Origin of the sequence: Mesorhizobium sp. M0563, from assembly GCF_040321065.1 — a bacterium.
Classification (GTDB): domain Bacteria; phylum Pseudomonadota; class Alphaproteobacteria; order Rhizobiales; family Rhizobiaceae; genus Mesorhizobium.
The window spans coordinates 69,046-83,962 of the sequence record NZ_JAMYQV010000011.1 but is presented as its reverse complement, the minus strand read 5'-3'; the positions used below and the strand labels follow the sequence as shown (position 1 = coordinate 83,962).

Below are 14,917 nucleotides of genomic sequence, written 5' to 3'. Positions count from 1 at the left end.
AGAGCAGCGCGCGTCCAACTGGACGATTGCGCTCTAGCCTTCAAATCTTCGCACCGACATTGTCGAAAATCGAATCCGGTTCCCGGGCCGATGCGATGGCAAACCAGCGCCGCCGCGCATCGAGTTGCGCGGCGGCCTGGCTAAGGGATCAGTCCTTGCTGATGAAGCGGGACGGATGGATGTCCATCACATTGTCGTCGAAGCCGTGCAGCTTCGAGGAAACGATGTCGTGGTAGCTGTAGTAGAGAAGCGGGATGTTACCGACATCGTCGACGAGGATGCGCTCGGCCTTGGCGAGTTCCTTCATGCGCTCTTCGGGCTTGCCGCCGGCGGCGGCGGCCTTGTCCATGGCCTCTTCGTATTTCGGGCTGACGTAGCTCGAATAGTTGTTGCCGCTGGCCTTGCGGGTGATGCCAAGGAAGGTTTCCGGATCCTTGTAGTCGGCGATCCACGCGGCACGCGCCACATCATAGTCGCCCTTCTGCTCAAGGAAGGAGTAGTGGGTCTTGGTATCGGTGTTGAGCAGCGTGACCTCGACGCCAAGCGGCTTCAGCTGTTCCTGGATGGCGACAGCGGTGTTCTTGTGGTTTTCCGAGGTGTTGTAGCGGATCTGCATCTTCAACGGATGCTCGGGCGTATAGCCGAGCTTCTCCAGGATTTTCTTGGCTTCATCCTCGCGGTCGATCTGCGGCATGTCAGCGTATTTGGCCAGTGCCGGCGTGTAGCCCTCGATGCCCGGAGGCACCATCGAATAGCCGGGCAGCATCGAATTCTGCCAGACTTTTTCGGCGAGAAAGTCGCGATCGATCGCCATCGAGATGGCGTTGCGCAGTTCGACATTGTCCCACGGCGCCTTGTCGGTCTTGATCGCATAATAGTAGGTGCCGAGATATGGCCCGACACGGACCTGGTCGCCGAATTTGGACTTGAGATCGGCGAGCTGTTCCGTCGGCAGGTCACCGTAACTGTCGAATTCGCCGGCCTCGAAGCGCTTCATCGCAGACGAGCGATCCTCGGTCGGGATGTAGTTGACCACGTCTAACTTGACGCTGGCGGCGTCCCAGAATTTCGGATTCTTCACCAGCTTGAGATGGTCGTTGGGAATCCACTCCGCCGCTGTAAAGGCCCCGTTGGAGACCAGCTTGCCTGCCTTGATCCAGTCGGCGCCAAGCTTTTCGATGGACGCCTTGTTAACCGGAAAGGTCGCCTGATGGGTCAGCATCTCCAGGAAGTAAGGCGTTGGCGCCTTGAGGGTGACTTCGAGGGTATTTGCGTCAATCGCCTTGACGCCCATATCCTCCGGCTTTCCCTTCTTGGTGTTGACTTCCTCGGCACCCTTCACCGGATAGAGCATGGAAGCGTATTCGGCAGCGGTGGCCGGATCTTCCAGCCGACGGAACGAATAAACGAAGTCGTCCGCCGTCACCGGGCTGCCATCCGACCAGAGGCCGTCCTTGCGCAGCTTGAAGGTGTAGACAGTGCCGTCGTCGGACACCGTCCAGCTTTCGGCTGCGCCCGGAATGAGGTTCGTCTTCTGGTCATGCATGACGAGGCCCTGGAACAGGTCGCGTATGATATCGGCTTCGTAGACCGTCGAGGTCTTGTGCGGATCGAGCGTCTCCGCTTCGGCGGCGGCTCCGCGGTTGTAGACGGTTTCGGCGAAAGCCGGCGTGTAGAACGTACCGGCGGCCAAGACCATGGTCGTGGCGAGTACCGTCGCCTTCAGCACATGTTTCAGCATGGAGTTCTCCCTAATGACGTCGCCCTTCAGCTACGTCTCTAAGTGTTGACGCCCCGAAACCGATTGGCTGGTTCCTTTCGAGCGCGCAGCCGGTTCCCTTTCCGGCAGCTGGTGGCCAAACAGTAACGTGGAGATTTTTTATTTCAACAGACTCTCGGGGTCACCCAAAGTAAGGGGGCCGGGGCAGCCGCTTTGCGAACCGCCAATCAATGATCGAAAGCATGAGTTTGGCTGGGTTTCCTGGCCAGAACGCCGATAATCTGGCTGATCATTTCAGTTTACCGGAATGTATTAATTGGTTCTTAGGCAACCAAGGGTTACAAATCCCGATGGGTTCGGCACATCGACCTTTATGGTCCAACGGGCAAGGGCAATGAACAAGATAGACAGTAATACTGTCACATTAAAGCGTAAAATATTGCGCCCAATAAGGGCAAATCTACGCAAAATTGGAGAAGAATCCGGAACTTCCGCGGTCGAATTCGCCCTGCTTTCCCCGATCTTTATCCTGCTCGTACTCGGAATGGTTGCATATGGTATCTATTTTGGTGCAAGCAACTCGTTGCAGCAAATCGCCGCCGATGCCGCCCGTACTGCAATTGCCGGATTGAACCAAACCGAGCGCCAGGCGCTGGTGGCGGGTTTCGTCAAAAACAATGCCAGTGGATACCCGTTCGTCGATTCCGGCAAGCTGACCTATCAGGCGACGGACAGCACGGCCGACGGAAATCAGTTCGTCGTGTCGATCCAGTACGATGCCAGCAACCTGCCGATCTGGAACCTGTTGCCCAGCCTTGCGATGCCGCAAACCACGATCTCGCGCAGGTCTACCATCAGGATTGGAGGCATTTGAAATGTCGCAGTTCTTGCTGAGGGGCATCGGGCGGATCGCTCGCTCCATCGTTGGCGACAAGAAGGCGAACTTTGCCGTCATGACTGCGCTGATAGCGCCATTCGCGCTGGGGCTGGCGGCCTTCGCTGTCGACGAAGGTTCGATCTACACGGAGCGCAGGGAAGCCCAGGCGATGACCGATCTGGCGGCGATCACCGCGGCGTCGAACATCAACAATATGGAAGCCGCGGCGGTAACCACGCTCAGTGACAACCGAATGCCCGGCATCATTGTTCAAAAGCCGGGTGAGACAATCGTTCCCACGGTTGGGAAAACCGTCGTGTCCGTCACCGGCGGCCGATACTCAGCGGCGTCCTCGGTCGGGGTCGACAAGCGCTTCGAAGCCGGTAAACCGCCTTACAACGCCGTTCGCGTCACTCTACACAAAATCCCCGCCCGGTATTTCGCCAGTTCGCTCATCCCTACTCCGGTTGTCGGCACCGAAGCCATTGCCAGCATGACGCCGCAAGCGATGTTCTCGGTCGGATCCAGGCTTCTCAGCGTCAACGGCGGCATCCTCAACGCGCTTCTCAGTAAGCTGCTGGGCGGAAACATCTCGCTCAGCGTCATGGACTACAACGCGCTGATTTCGGCCGATGTCAACGTGCTTTCGTTCGTCGATGCCCTTGCCGTACAGTTGCAACTGACAGGTGTCAGCTATTCCGACGTGCTGGCGTCAAAAGCGACGGTAGGCCAGATCGCGACCGCCATGGCCAATGCGTCCGGGTCGGGCAGCGCCAGCAAACTTGTGCTGCAGACGATCGCGTCCAGGGCCACCAACACGGTCAAGATACCCATCAATCATCTTATCGATCTTGGCTCGATCGGCAAGCTCGGCCTCGGACAAAAGTCTCCCGGCTTTTCCGTCGACGCAAGCGCGATGGGCATGCTGGGTGCCGCCGCCTCGCTGGCCAATGGCTCAAACCAGGTCGAGGTCGATCTCGGCGCCACTATTCCGGGACTTACCTCCACCACACTCGCCATCGCCATCGGTGAACCGATGCAATATTCACCCTGGCTGGCCGTCGGGGAAAAAGGCACCGTGGTGCGCACCGCGCAGACGCGAATCAAGCTGGTCACCACAGTCGGGCTCGGCAGTTCCGATCTCGGCGGCGGCGTCAGCCTGGCGTCCGTCAACCTGCCCCTGCATGTCGAAGTGGCCTATGCGGAAGCCAAGCTGACCGACATCAGCTGCCCGACGGGCCGGCCGGATAGCATCAAGGTCTCGATTGCCGCGCAGCCCGGCGTGGCCTCGCTGCACCTTGCCGCCAGCGACGCCGACAACAACCCATCCGCCTTCGCCGATTTCAGCAATCCGCAATCGTTCTCCGATGCCACGATTGCACAGGTAAAGGTGAAGCTCCTGCTGCTCACCCTCAATCTGCTCGATGTGAAGGGTTCTTCAGCACTTGCGATCACCAACAACGATCCGACCACATTGACGTTCGACAGCACCGATATCGCCAACAAGACGATAAAGACGGTTTCGACGAAGAACCTGACGCAATCGCTCACCACGTCACTGGTCAGCGGGCTGTCGCTCTCGGTCAATGCGCTGGGCCTCGGGCTGGACGTGACGGCCCTGCTTGGAACGGTGAAGCCGGCGGTGGTAACGGTTCTGAACGGCGTGACGGCGCCTGTCGATGCACTGGTTTATAACGTTCTTGCAGCGCTTGGCGTGCATGTCGGCGAGGCCGATGTCCGGGTTGTCGGCGCGACTTGCGGGCGCTCCGTACTCGTTCAATGAGATGGAGATCAGCCGATCCGGCCGAGAAAGCAGCCGAGCGGCGGCAGGGATAGAGCTCCTTCCTGCAAGACGCCGGTAGTACTGCCAAGATCTATCGGCTCTATCACATCCAGATCCGGCGGCGATTGCCAGCCGGCCGGCTCATCGGCAAAATTGAAGACGCAGAGCAGTTTTTCGTCACCGCCTTCGCGAATGAAGGCAAGGACGTCGCCCTCAGCATCGAGAAACCGGATCGAGCCTCGAACCAGCGCCGGATGCTGCTTGCGCAAGGCCAGCATCGCCCGGTAGCTCGCCAGGACGGAGGTTTGCTCGCCGTCCTGGACATCGACCGCGCGGGCGCGATGGTTTGCCGGGACCGGAAGCCACGGCTTGCCGGTTGAAAAGCCGGCATTATCGGCGCCAGCCTCCCAGACCATCGGCGTGCGGCACCCATCCCGCCCCTTGATCTCCGGCCAGAAGCGGATGCCGAAAGGATCGCGCAAATCCTCGAACGCCAGTTCGGCCTCCTCCAGCCCGAGCTCCTCGCCCTGATAGAGGCAGATCGACCCGCGCAGGCAAGAAAGCAGCACGATTGAGAATTTCGCCACCCTGTCCGGATCGCCGCCCGGCCTTGTCCAGCGGCTGACATGGCGCACGACATCGTGGTTGGAGAATGCCCAGCAAACCCAGCCGTCGAACACCGTACTCTCGAAGGCCTCGACACAACCGCGCACATGCGCCGCGGAGAATTGCGGGCCAAGCAGGTCGAACGTGTAGGACATTTGGAGCTTGTCGCCGCCGCCCGTGTAGGCGGCAAGCGTCTGCAACGAACGGCTTTCGTCACCAATCTCGCCGACCGCGGCGCGGCCTTCGTACTCGTCAAGCAACGCCCGGAAGCGCCTGAGAAAAGCAAGGTTTTCCGGCTGCGTCTTGTCGAACAGATGCTCCTGGTAAAAATAGGGGCTGGTTGCCGTATTGGTGCCGGCGACGCTTTCCGCCAAAGGCGGGTTGCTGCGGAGCCAGCGGTCGTGGACGTAATAGTTGACCGTATCCAGCCGGAAACCGTCGACGCCACGCTCGAGCCAGAACCGCACCGTTTCCAGCAAGGCGTCCTGCACCTGCGGATTGTGGAAATTCAGGTCCGGCTGCGAGGCGAGGAAATTATGCAGGTAATATTGCCTGCGCGTTGCGTCCCATTCCCAGGCGGGGCCGCCGAAAAGCGACAGCCAGTTGTTGGGCGCGGTGCCGTCGGGCTTCGCATCGGCCCAGACGTACCAGTCGGCCTTGGCGTTATCGCGGCTCGTTCGGCTTTCGACGAACCATTGGTGCCGATCCGACGAATGCGACAAGACCTGGTCGATGATCACCTTCAGGCCGAGCCGGTGCGCCTCGGCAATCAGCGCGTCGAAATCCTCTGATGTGCCGAACATCGGATCGACGGCGCAGTAATCCGAAACGTCGTAGCCCATGTCGGCCATTGGCGACTTGAAGAAAGGCGACAGCCAAACGGCGTCGACACCGAGCGATGCGACATGGGCCAGCCTCGAGGTGATGCCGAGGAGATCGCCGCTGCCGTCGCCGGTCGTGTCCTGGAAGGAGCGCGGGTAGATCTGATAGATGACGCAGCCGCGCCACCATTCGGCATTGTCAGCCATCATGGCTCTCCCCTGCGCCCGCCTGCGCGGCCCTGCTTTCGATCATGAACATGACCGTTCGCCCCGACACCGGCCGTGAGATATCGCCACTATCCGTTTCGACGGCTGGGCGCCAATGAAAACCCGCCCGTTCCGGCAGCGTGAACATGCAGGCCCGGCGGTCACCATTGATGATCACGGCAAGGCGACCGTCCTTATCGCCACCGAGAACCATGACCAGCCGATGCCGTCTAGGATCGTGCCAGGCCGCTTCGTCGAGCGGCACGCCGGTTTCGGTCAGCCAGACGACGTCAGCTATTTCCGAGCCGGCCGCAGGCTCGCCGGTGAAAAAGCTTGTGTCTAAAAGCGCCGGCGCGGCACGACGCATCTTGGCGAGCAGAGCCGTGTACCGCTCCAGCGCCCGGTCGCGCCCGGCCCAGTCGAGCCAGGTGATGTCATTGTCCTGCGCGTAGGCGTTGTTGTTGCCGCGCTGCGTGCGGCCGAACTCGTCGCCGGCCGTCAGCATGATCGTGCCGCGCGAGGCAAAGAGCGTCGCCAGCAGTGCGCGTTGGTCATCGAAACGGGCCGTAACGATCGCCCGGTCGTCGGCCTGGCCCTCGACGCCATTGTTCCAGGACAGGTTGTCGTCGTGGCCGTCGCGGTTCTGTTCGCCATTGGCCTCGTTGTGCTTGTGTTCATAGGCAACGATGTCGGCCAGTGTCATCCCGTCATGTGCGGCGATGAAATTGATGCTGCGGACCGTTGCCTGGCCTGGTTTGGCAAAGACATCGGACGACCCCGCAAGCCGCGTCGCCAGCGCACCGATCATGCCGCCGTCGCCGCGCCAGAAGCGGCGGATATCATCACGGTATTTGTCGTTCCATTCGAGGAAGGGCGGCGGAAAATTGCCGAGCTGATAGCCATCCGGTCCGATGTCCCAAGGCTCAGCGACCAGCACACGGTCGGCAAGAACTGGGTCGTTGCGAATGGCGTTCAGCAGCGGCGCATCGGCGTCGAAAACGCCGTCGACGCGGCCAAGGATCGGCGCCAGGTCAAAGCGGAACCCGTCGACACCGGCGTGCTGGACAAAGTGGCGAAGCGTGTCGAGGACCATTTCCCGGACGACCGGATGATCGCAGGCAACCATATTGCCGGTTCCGGTGTCATTGACCAGAGCGCCGTCGGCCTCGTGCCGGTAGTAGGCGCGGTTGTCGAGCCCGCGCAGCGACAATGTCGGGCCGAGCCGGTCGCTTTCGCCGGTGTGGTTGAACACCAGGTCGAGAATGGTACCGATGCCGGCCTCGCGCAGCGCGGCGACCGTTTCGCGCAGCTCAGCCAGACCGCCGGGCGCCAGTCGCGGATCCAGCGCCATGAAGGTCACGGGATTGTAGCCCCAGGCGTTGCCCAGCCCGAGCGGCGGCAAATGCCGTTCGTCGATCGATGCAGTCACCGGCATCAACTCCACGGCTGCAACGCCGAGTTTTTGCAGATGCTCGACAACAACGGGATGAGCGAGGGCTGCAATGGTGCCGCGTTGCTTCTCGGGAATGTGCTGATGCAGCTTTGTGAAGGCGCGAACCGGCACTTCGTAGATAAGGCCGCCGGGCCGAAACAGCGGCGGCAAGACGGGCAAGGGTTCCGGCAAGGCGCCGGCGATGGCCTTCGGCATCAGCGGCGCCGTGTCGGCCCCCTCGCCCCGGCGCGCGGCGAGTTGGCCGTCATAGGCATAGGGCCTGTCGATCTCGACGGCATAGGGATCGGCCAGCAGCTTGTCGGGATCGAACCAGAGCCCCTGTTCCGGCGCGTAGTCGCCATCGGCGCGGAACCCGTATCGGGTGCCGGCGGCGAGACCGGCAACAAAAAGCGTATGCACGCCGTCGCCCTCGGGCTGCAGTTCAAGCCGGTCGATCTCGCGCCTTCCTCGCTCGTCGAAAATCGAGACCCAGATGCGCCGAGCCGACGAGGACCATACGGCGAAGCGAATGCCTTCTTTGGTGATGGTTGCGCCGAGTTGGCTCACACGCGCTCACAGCAGCAGGTCGTAGACAGTTTGAGGCGTTGCCGGGTTAGCTCCCTCTTCTCCCCTTGTGGGAGAAGGGGGAGCCGAAGGCGACGGATGAGGGGTGCTCCAGCTTGGCGCGGACGGCATTCCTTCCAACACCCCTCGTCCGTCTCGGCGCTTCGCGCCGATCCACCGCCCGGGGGCGAGCCACGGGTCTCGCCCCGTCCTTCGGACCCCACAAGGGGAGAAGGAAAGGCGCGCCGCTCCAAGCTCACGTAATCACGCTCGGCTTGGCGCGGCCGGTATGGCTGCGAATGCCGGCAATGTCGTCGGCCGCCGCGATCAGATCGGCAAGCGCCTCCTGGGTGTCGAGATCGTGGCGATTCTTGTCCGGCTCGTAGCGCTCGACATAAAGCCGCAGCGTCGCGCCCGAGGTGCCGGTGCCGGACAGGCGGAAGACGACGCGTGAGCCGCCTTCGAACAACACCCTGATGCCCTGGTTCTTGCTGACCGAGCCATCGACCGGATCGTGATAGGCGAAATCATCGGCGCTGGCGATCGTCATGCCGCGCACGCTGGTGCCAGGCAGCGAGCCGAGCTTGGCGCGCAGCTCGTCGACAAGCGCGTTGGCACGATCGGTCTCGACCTCCTCGTAGTCGTGGCGCGAATAGTAGTGGCGCCCATAGGCCGCCCAATGCTCGGTGACGATCTGCCTGGCGCTTTCACCACGCGCGGCAAGGATGTTGAGCCACAAAAGCACGGCCCACAGCCCGTCCTTTTCGCGGACATGGTTGGAGCCGGTCCCCGCACTCTCCTCGCCGCAGATCGTCGCCATGCCGGCATCGAGCAGATTGCCGAAGAACTTCCAGCCGGTTGGCGTTTCATAGATGCCGATGCCGAGCTTTTCAGCGACCCGGTCGGCAGCACCGCTGGTCGGCATTGAACGGGCGATGCCTTTCAGCCCGGCCTTGTAGCCCGGAGCCAGATGGGCATTGGCAGCGAGCATCGCCACCGAATCCGACGGGGTTATGAAAATGCCCTTGCCGATGATCAGGTTGCGGTCGCCGTCGCCGTCGGAGGCAGCGCCAAAGTCGGGCGCATCCGGCCCCATCATCTCGTCGTAGAGGTGTTTTGCATGCACCAGATTGGGATCGGGATGGTGGCCGCCGAAATCCGGCAGCGGGATAAAATTGCGAGCGGTGCCGTTGGGCGCGCCTAGCCGGTTTTCGAGGATCTCCTTGGCGTAGGGGCCGGTCACCGCATGCATGGCGTCGAAGCGCATGCGGAAGCCTGATTTGAACAGCGCCCGCAAGGCATTGAAATCGAACAGGCTTTCCATCAGTTCGGCATAGTCGGCGACCGGATCGATGATTTCGACGGTCATGTCTCCTGCCTTGACCGTGCCGATCGTGTCGATGTCGACCGGTCCGATATCGGCGATCTTGAAGCTCGAAATCGCCTTGGTTTTTTCGAAGATCGCGTCGGTCAGCTTTTCCGGCGCCGGGCCGCCATTGCCGGCATTGTACTTGATGCCGAAATCCTCATGCGGGCCACCCGGATTGTGGCTGGCGGACAGGATGATGCCGCCGAAGGTCTTGTATTTGCGGATGACATGCGAAGCGGCCGGCGTGGATAAGATACCGCCCTGCCCGACCATCACCTTGCCGAAGCCGTTTGCCGCGGCCATGGCGATGGCCTTCTGGATGACCTCGCGGTTATAAAAGCGGCCGTCGCCGCCGATCACCAGGGTCTTGCCCTCGAACCCGCCCAGCGCGTCGAAGATCGACTGGATGAAGTTCTCGGCATAGTGCTCCTGCTGGAACACCGGGACTTTCTTGCGCAGCCCGGAGGTGCCGGGCTTCTGGTCGGGATAGGGTTTTGTGGCGACAGTGCGGATCATCAGTCAGGCAGCCCTTTTCGAAAGCAGCAAGCGATAGAGTTGGACATATTTTTCGGCGCTTTTGTCCCACGACACGTCGGCCTTCATGCCTTGCCGCTGCATCGACGCCCACACCGCGGAATTGGCATGCGCTTCGACAAGGCGGCGGATGGCGTGCAGCAGGGCGCCAGCATTGGCGGGCGCAAACTGGAAGCCGGTCGCCACGCCGGCAGAGATGGCGGCTTCGTTGGCATCGATAACCGTGTCGGCAAGGCCGCCGGTGCGCGCGACGACCGGCACGCAGCCATAGCGCAGGCCGTAAAGCTGCGTCAGCCCGCAAGGTTCGAAGCGCGACGGGATAATGATGGCGTCGCAGCCGCCCTGCATGGTGTGGGAGAGCCCCTCGTCATAGCCGACGACGACGCCGATGCGACCACGATGGCGGGCTGCGGCGGCAAGCAACGCGCCTTCGAGCCCTGCGTCGCCAGACCCAAGGACTGCCAGCCGTGCACCTGCCGCGACGATACCGTCGACGGCCGCCGCCAATATGTCCATGCCCTTTTGCCAGGTCAGCCGGCTGACGACGCAGACGATCGGGCTATCGTCGCGATCGAGGCTGAAACGGTCCTCGACCGCGGCCTTGTTGGGCATTCGCGCCTTAAGCGTCTTTGCCGTGTAGTTGGAGACCAGATGCGTGTCGGTTTCCGGGTTCCAGATCTCGGTATCGATGCCGTTGACGATGCCATGGAGATCGACGGAGCGCATGTTGATCAGGCCGTCGAGGCCCATGCCGAATTCGGGCAAGCGGATTTCCTGCGCATAGGTCGGGCTGACCGTGGTGATCGCCCAGGCGGCCTGCAGGCCGGCCTTGAGGAAGCCGACGCCGCCATAATATTCGACGCCGTCGAGCGCCATCGCCGCCGCCGGCAGGCCAAGCTCGCCAAAGATGCCGGCGCCGAACTGGCCCTGGAAGGCGAGGTTATGGACGGTGATCATCGACGGCGTGCCGACCGCCTTGCCGTAGCGCATATAGGCGAGTGTCATTGCCGACTGCCAGTCATGGGCATGGACGATATCGGGCAGGTAGCCGGAGATGGCGCCGGCAGCAATATCACCGCCGACCTGGCTCAAGGCCGCGAACCGCCGCCAATTGTCCGGCCAGTCGGCGCCGGCCGCGTTGCCGTACGGGCCGCCGGGACGGTCGAAAAGATGCGGCGCGTCGAGCACAAACAGGTCGAGCCCGGCGATCTGGACGGCATGCACCGAAGCCTTCCCACCCTGCAGCAATGGATATTGCTGAACCGCCTTCTTTTTCCTGAAGGCGCCCATCACCTGAGGATAGCCGGGGACGAGCGTGCGCATGTTGACGCCGTTGCCGGCCAATGCCACGGGCAAGGCGCCAGTCACGTCGGCGAGCCCTCCGGTTTTGACCAGCGGAAAGATCTCGGGCGCCACCGACAGAACCTCCATGCACTACGATCCCAGCCTGTTGACCATGTCCTGCGTGACCAGGCAGATGCCTTTTTCCGAAACGCGGAAACGCTTGGCGTCGAGGACAGGATCCTCGCCGACCACCAGCCCCTCCGGGATCCTGACGCCGTGATCGATGACCACGCGCTTCAGCCTGGCGTTGCGGCCGACATGGACGTCGGGCAGCATGACGACCTCCTCCAGCGTCGAATAGGAATTGATGCGCGCCCCGGTGAAGATCAGGCTTCGCTTCAGCGAAGCGCCCGAAACGATGCAATCGCCCGACACGAGAGACGACACGGCCGACCCGCGGCGGCCATCTTCGTCATGCACGAACTTTGCCGGCGGCTTCAACTCGGCGTAGGTCCAGATCGGCCAGTCGCGGTCGTAGAGGTCGAGTTCCGGCGTGATGTCGGTCAGGTCGATATTGGCTTCCCAATAGGCATCGACCGTGCCGACGTCGCGCCAATAGGCCTCGTTCTCGGCGGTCGAGCGCACGCATGATTTGGCGAAGCGATGCGCGATCGCCTTTCCGTGTTCGACGATGTAGGGGATGATGTCCTTGCCGAAGTCGCGGCTGGAGCCGGGCTCCGCCGCATCGCGACGCAATTGCTCCATCAGGAACTTGGTCTTGAACACATAGATGCCCATCGAGGCCAGCGCAAAATCCGGCTTGTCGGGAATGCCCGGCGGATCGGCGGGCTTTTCGATGAAGGAGATGATGGTGTCCTTGGTGTCGACATGCATGACGCCGAAGCCGGTGGCTTCCATGCGCGGCACTTCGAGGCAGCCGACGGTGACATCGGCGCCGGCCTCTACATGCTGGCGCAGCATCAATTCGTAATCCATCTTGTAGACGTGGTCGCCGGCCAGGATGACCATGTATTCCGGCCCATAGGCCTCGATGATGTCGATGTTCTGGTACACGGCGTCGGCGGTGCCCTCATACCACTGTGTTTCCGACACACGCTGGCTGGCCGGCAAGATATCGAAACTCTCGTTGCGCTCGGGCCGCAGGAAGTTCCAGCCGCGCTGCAGGTGGCGGATCAGCGAATGCGCCTTGTACTGGGTGGCGACGCCGAGGCGGCGGATACCGGAATTGAGCGCATTGGACAGCGCGAAATCGATGATGCGGGTCTTGCCGCCGAAATAGACCGCCGGCTTGGCGCGGCGGTCGGTCAGTTCCTTGAGCCGGCTGCCACGGCCGCCGGCCAGCACATAAGCCATGGCGTCGCGTGCCAGCGGCTGTGTTCGTTTTATTTCAGCCATTCCTATCCTCCCAGGTTAGATGCTCCAGACATAGCTCAGTCCGGGACGAATTCGAGCATGATCGTCGACAGCGGCGGCAAAAGCATCGTCGCCGAAATGCCTCCTCCTTCCGCCCGAGCCTCGACGAGGCCGCTGTTGCCCTTGCCGGAACCGCCATAGTCCGTGGCGTCGGTGTTGATGATCTCGCGCCATTTTCCGGTCTGCGGCAACGGCACGCGGTAATTGTCGCGCGGCACCGGCGTGAAGTTGGAAATGACGGCGACCGGGTTGCCGCCCGGCGCGCTGCGCAGCCAAGCGAACACCGAATTCGCGCTGTCATCGACGATCAGCCAGGAAAAGCCCTCCGGCTCGCAGTCGCGGGCATGCAGCGCCGGGCGCGAGCGGTAGAGATAGTTGAGATCGCGCACCGTCTGCCAGACACCACGGTGGAGCCGGAAATCGAGCAGGTTCCAGTCGAGCGCGCGCGCCTCGCTCCACTCGCGGCGTTGCGCGAACTCCTGGCCCATGAACAACAGCTTCTTGCCGGGATAGCCCCACATGAAGGCGTAATAGGCGCGCAGCGTCGCGAATTTCTGCCAGTCGTCGCCGGCCATCTTGTTAAGCAGCGTGCCCTTGCCGTGCACCACCTCGTCATGGGACAGCGGCAGCACGAAATTCTCGCTGAAGGCGTAGACCAGGCCGAAGGTGATATCGTTGTGGTGATGCTTGCGGAAGATCGGCTCCTTGGAGAAATACTCCAGAGTGTCGTGCATGAAGCCCATGTTCCACTTGAAACCGAAGCCCAGTCCGCCTTCATGCACCGGCTGCGAGACTTTCGGCCACGAGGTCGATTCCTCGGCGATCGTCATCACGCCCGGATGGTGGCCGTAGACCTCCTTGTTCATCCGTTGCAGGAAGCTGACCGCTTCCAGGTTCTCGCGCCCGCCTTTCTCGTTGGGAATCCATTCACCGGCCTTGCGCGAATAATCGAGATAAAGCATCGAGGCGACCGCATCGACGCGCAGACCGTCGACGTGATATTTCTCTTCCCAGAACAGCGCATTATTGACAAGGAACGAGACCACCTCGCGACGACCGAAATTGTAGATCGCGGTGTTCCAGTCGGGATGGAAGCCCTTGCGCGGATCGGCATGTTCGTAGAGTGCGGTGCCGTCGAACTTTGCCAGACCGTGTTCGTCAACCGGGAAATGCGCCGGCACCCAGTCAAGGATGACGCCGATGCCGGCGCGGTGGGCACCGTCGACGAAGCGGGCAAAACCGTCCGGATCGCCAAAGCGGGCGCTCGGCGCATAGAGACCGGTCGTCTGGTAGCCCCAGGACGGGTCATAGGGGTGTTCGGAGATCGGCATGAATTCGATGTGGGTGAAACCCGTCTCGACCACATAGGGGATCAGCCGGTCGGCGAGCTCGTCCCATGACAGGAAGCTGCCGTCGTCGTGAAGCCGCCATGAGCCGGCATGGACCTCGTAGATCGATACGGCCTCGCGCCTGTGGTCGGCATTGCGCCAGTAGTTCCGGTGCGCCTCGTCGCCCCATTCATGCACCGGCGGCAGCGCCGTCACCGAGGCGGTAGCCGGGCGCAGTTCGGATTTGAAGGCGAACGGATCTGCCTTGAGCGGCAATCTCACGCCATCCGGCCCGATGATCTCGTATTTATAAGGGCGGCCGGCGCCGATGTCGGGAATGAACAGCTCCCAGATACCGGTATCGCGGCGGTCGCGCATGGTGTGCCTGCGGCCGTCCCACTCGTTGAAGTCGCCGACCACCGAGACACGCCTTGCATTGGGCGCCCACACCGCAAAATGTACGCCCGATGCACCCTCATGGTCGATGAGATGAGCGCCGAGCTTGTCGAACAGCCTGAGATGCGATCCTTCGGCGATGTAATAATCGTCCAGCGGGCCGAGCACGGGGCCGAAGGAATATGGATCGGTCAGCCACCAGTCGCCGCCGGCGTTCCTGGCGTGATAGCGCAGCGGCTGGCGTTTGCGCAGCGACAGTTTGCCCTCGAAGAAGCCGCGATCGTCGCGTCTCGACAGCTCGCCGGCCTTCTTGCCGGTCAGCGTATAGGCGGTGACGGACTCGGCATGAGGGACGAAGCAGCGGCCGACAAAGCCCTTCCCCGCCTCATGCACGCCAAGCACGGAGAACGGGTCGCCATGCGTGCCGGCGACAATCGCCGCGACATCGCCGGCTGGCGCCAGTCCGTCCGGCCCGCTTGTCGCAACGGTCGCGCGCGGCTTGCTCATCAGGCAGTGTCCCTCCTCGGGCACCAAGTGCGTGTTTCTAGTGAAGTTTTGAATT

9 protein-coding genes are annotated in these 14,917 nt (G+C 62.1%); 2 read left to right on the top strand and 7 right to left on the bottom strand.

Features of this window, described 5'->3' with window-relative positions:
• Positions 1-148: 148 nt before the first annotated feature.
• On the bottom strand, positions 149-1,741 hold the full coding sequence (locus tag NKI50_RS16000; protein ID WP_023718441.1) for a peptide ABC transporter substrate-binding protein: 1,593 nt from the start codon (positions 1,739-1,741) through the stop codon (positions 149-151).
• A 373-nt stretch (positions 1,742-2,114) separates the two neighbouring features.
• Between NKI50_RS16000 and NKI50_RS15995 the strand changes: the two genes are divergently transcribed.
• Both NKI50_RS15995 and NKI50_RS15990 read left to right on the top strand, forming a co-directional pair.
• The gene (locus NKI50_RS15995) at positions 2,115-2,594 is read left to right on the top strand and encodes a TadE family protein (RefSeq protein WP_084642568.1); all 480 of its coding nucleotides are present in this window, start codon (positions 2,115-2,117) and stop codon (positions 2,592-2,594) included.
• 1 nt (position 2,595) lies between these two features.
• A complete protein-coding gene (locus NKI50_RS15990; protein ID WP_352717098.1) occupies positions 2,596-4,380 on the top strand; it encodes a pilus assembly protein TadG-related protein in 1,785 nt (594 codons plus the stop codon).
• Positions 4,381-4,388: 8 nt separating this feature from the next.
• Here NKI50_RS15990 and bglA read toward each other — a convergent pair whose 3' ends face one another.
• From bglA to glgB, 6 genes are all read right to left on the bottom strand, one after another.
• Positions 4,389-6,017: a beta-galactosidase BglA gene (bglA, locus tag NKI50_RS15985; RefSeq protein WP_352639573.1), complete on the bottom strand. Its 1,629-nt coding sequence runs from the start codon at positions 6,015-6,017 to the stop codon at positions 4,389-4,391.
• Complete coding sequence (gene glgX, locus NKI50_RS15980; RefSeq protein WP_352717095.1) at positions 6,007-8,013, bottom strand: glycogen debranching protein GlgX; 2,007 nt, start codon at positions 8,011-8,013, stop codon at positions 6,007-6,009. Before glgX ends, bglA begins: the two co-directional genes overlap by 11 nt.
• 253 nt (positions 8,014-8,266) lie before the next feature.
• Positions 8,267-9,895 carry an alpha-D-glucose phosphate-specific phosphoglucomutase gene (locus NKI50_RS15975; protein ID WP_352717093.1) on the bottom strand — a complete coding sequence of 543 codons (1,629 nt, stop codon included), beginning with the start codon at positions 9,893-9,895 and terminating at the stop codon, positions 8,267-8,269.
• Positions 9,896-9,898: 3 nt separating this feature from the next.
• On the bottom strand, positions 9,899-11,344 hold the full coding sequence (gene glgA, locus NKI50_RS15970; protein WP_352717091.1) for a glycogen synthase GlgA: 1,446 nt from the start codon (positions 11,342-11,344) through the stop codon (positions 9,899-9,901).
• A gap of 3 nt (positions 11,345-11,347) precedes the next feature.
• On the bottom strand, positions 11,348-12,613 hold the full coding sequence (glgC, locus tag NKI50_RS15965; RefSeq protein ID WP_352717089.1) for a glucose-1-phosphate adenylyltransferase: 1,266 nt from the start codon (positions 12,611-12,613) through the stop codon (positions 11,348-11,350).
• Between the two features lie 35 nt (positions 12,614-12,648).
• Entirely contained in the window at positions 12,649-14,862 is a 2,214-nt protein-coding gene (glgB, locus tag NKI50_RS15960) for a 1,4-alpha-glucan branching protein GlgB (RefSeq protein WP_352717087.1), read from the bottom strand.
• Positions 14,863-14,917: the final 55 nt, after the last annotated feature.

Coding starts and splice junctions, on each gene's coding strand:
- NKI50_RS16000 (WP_023718441.1), bottom strand. CDS start 1,741: ATGCTGAAACATGTGCTGAAGGCGACGGTACTCGCCACGACCATGGTC.
- NKI50_RS15995 (WP_084642568.1), top strand. CDS start 2,115: ATGAACAAGATAGACAGTAATACTGTCACATTAAAGCGTAAAATATTG.
- NKI50_RS15990 (WP_352717098.1), top strand. CDS start 2,596: ATGTCGCAGTTCTTGCTGAGGGGCATCGGGCGGATCGCTCGCTCCATC.
- bglA (WP_352639573.1), bottom strand. CDS start 6,017: ATGATGGCTGACAATGCCGAATGGTGGCGCGGCTGCGTCATCTATCAG.
- NKI50_RS15975 (WP_352717093.1), bottom strand. CDS start 9,895: ATGATCCGCACTGTCGCCACAAAACCCTATCCCGACCAGAAGCCCGGC.
- glgA (WP_352717091.1), bottom strand. CDS start 11,344: ATGGAGGTTCTGTCGGTGGCGCCCGAGATCTTTCCGCTGGTCAAAACC.
- glgC (WP_352717089.1), bottom strand. CDS start 12,613: ATGGCTGAAATAAAACGAACACAGCCGCTGGCACGCGACGCCATGGCT.
- glgB (WP_352717087.1), bottom strand. CDS start 14,862: ATGAGCAAGCCGCGCGCGACCGTTGCGACAAGCGGGCCGGACGGACTG.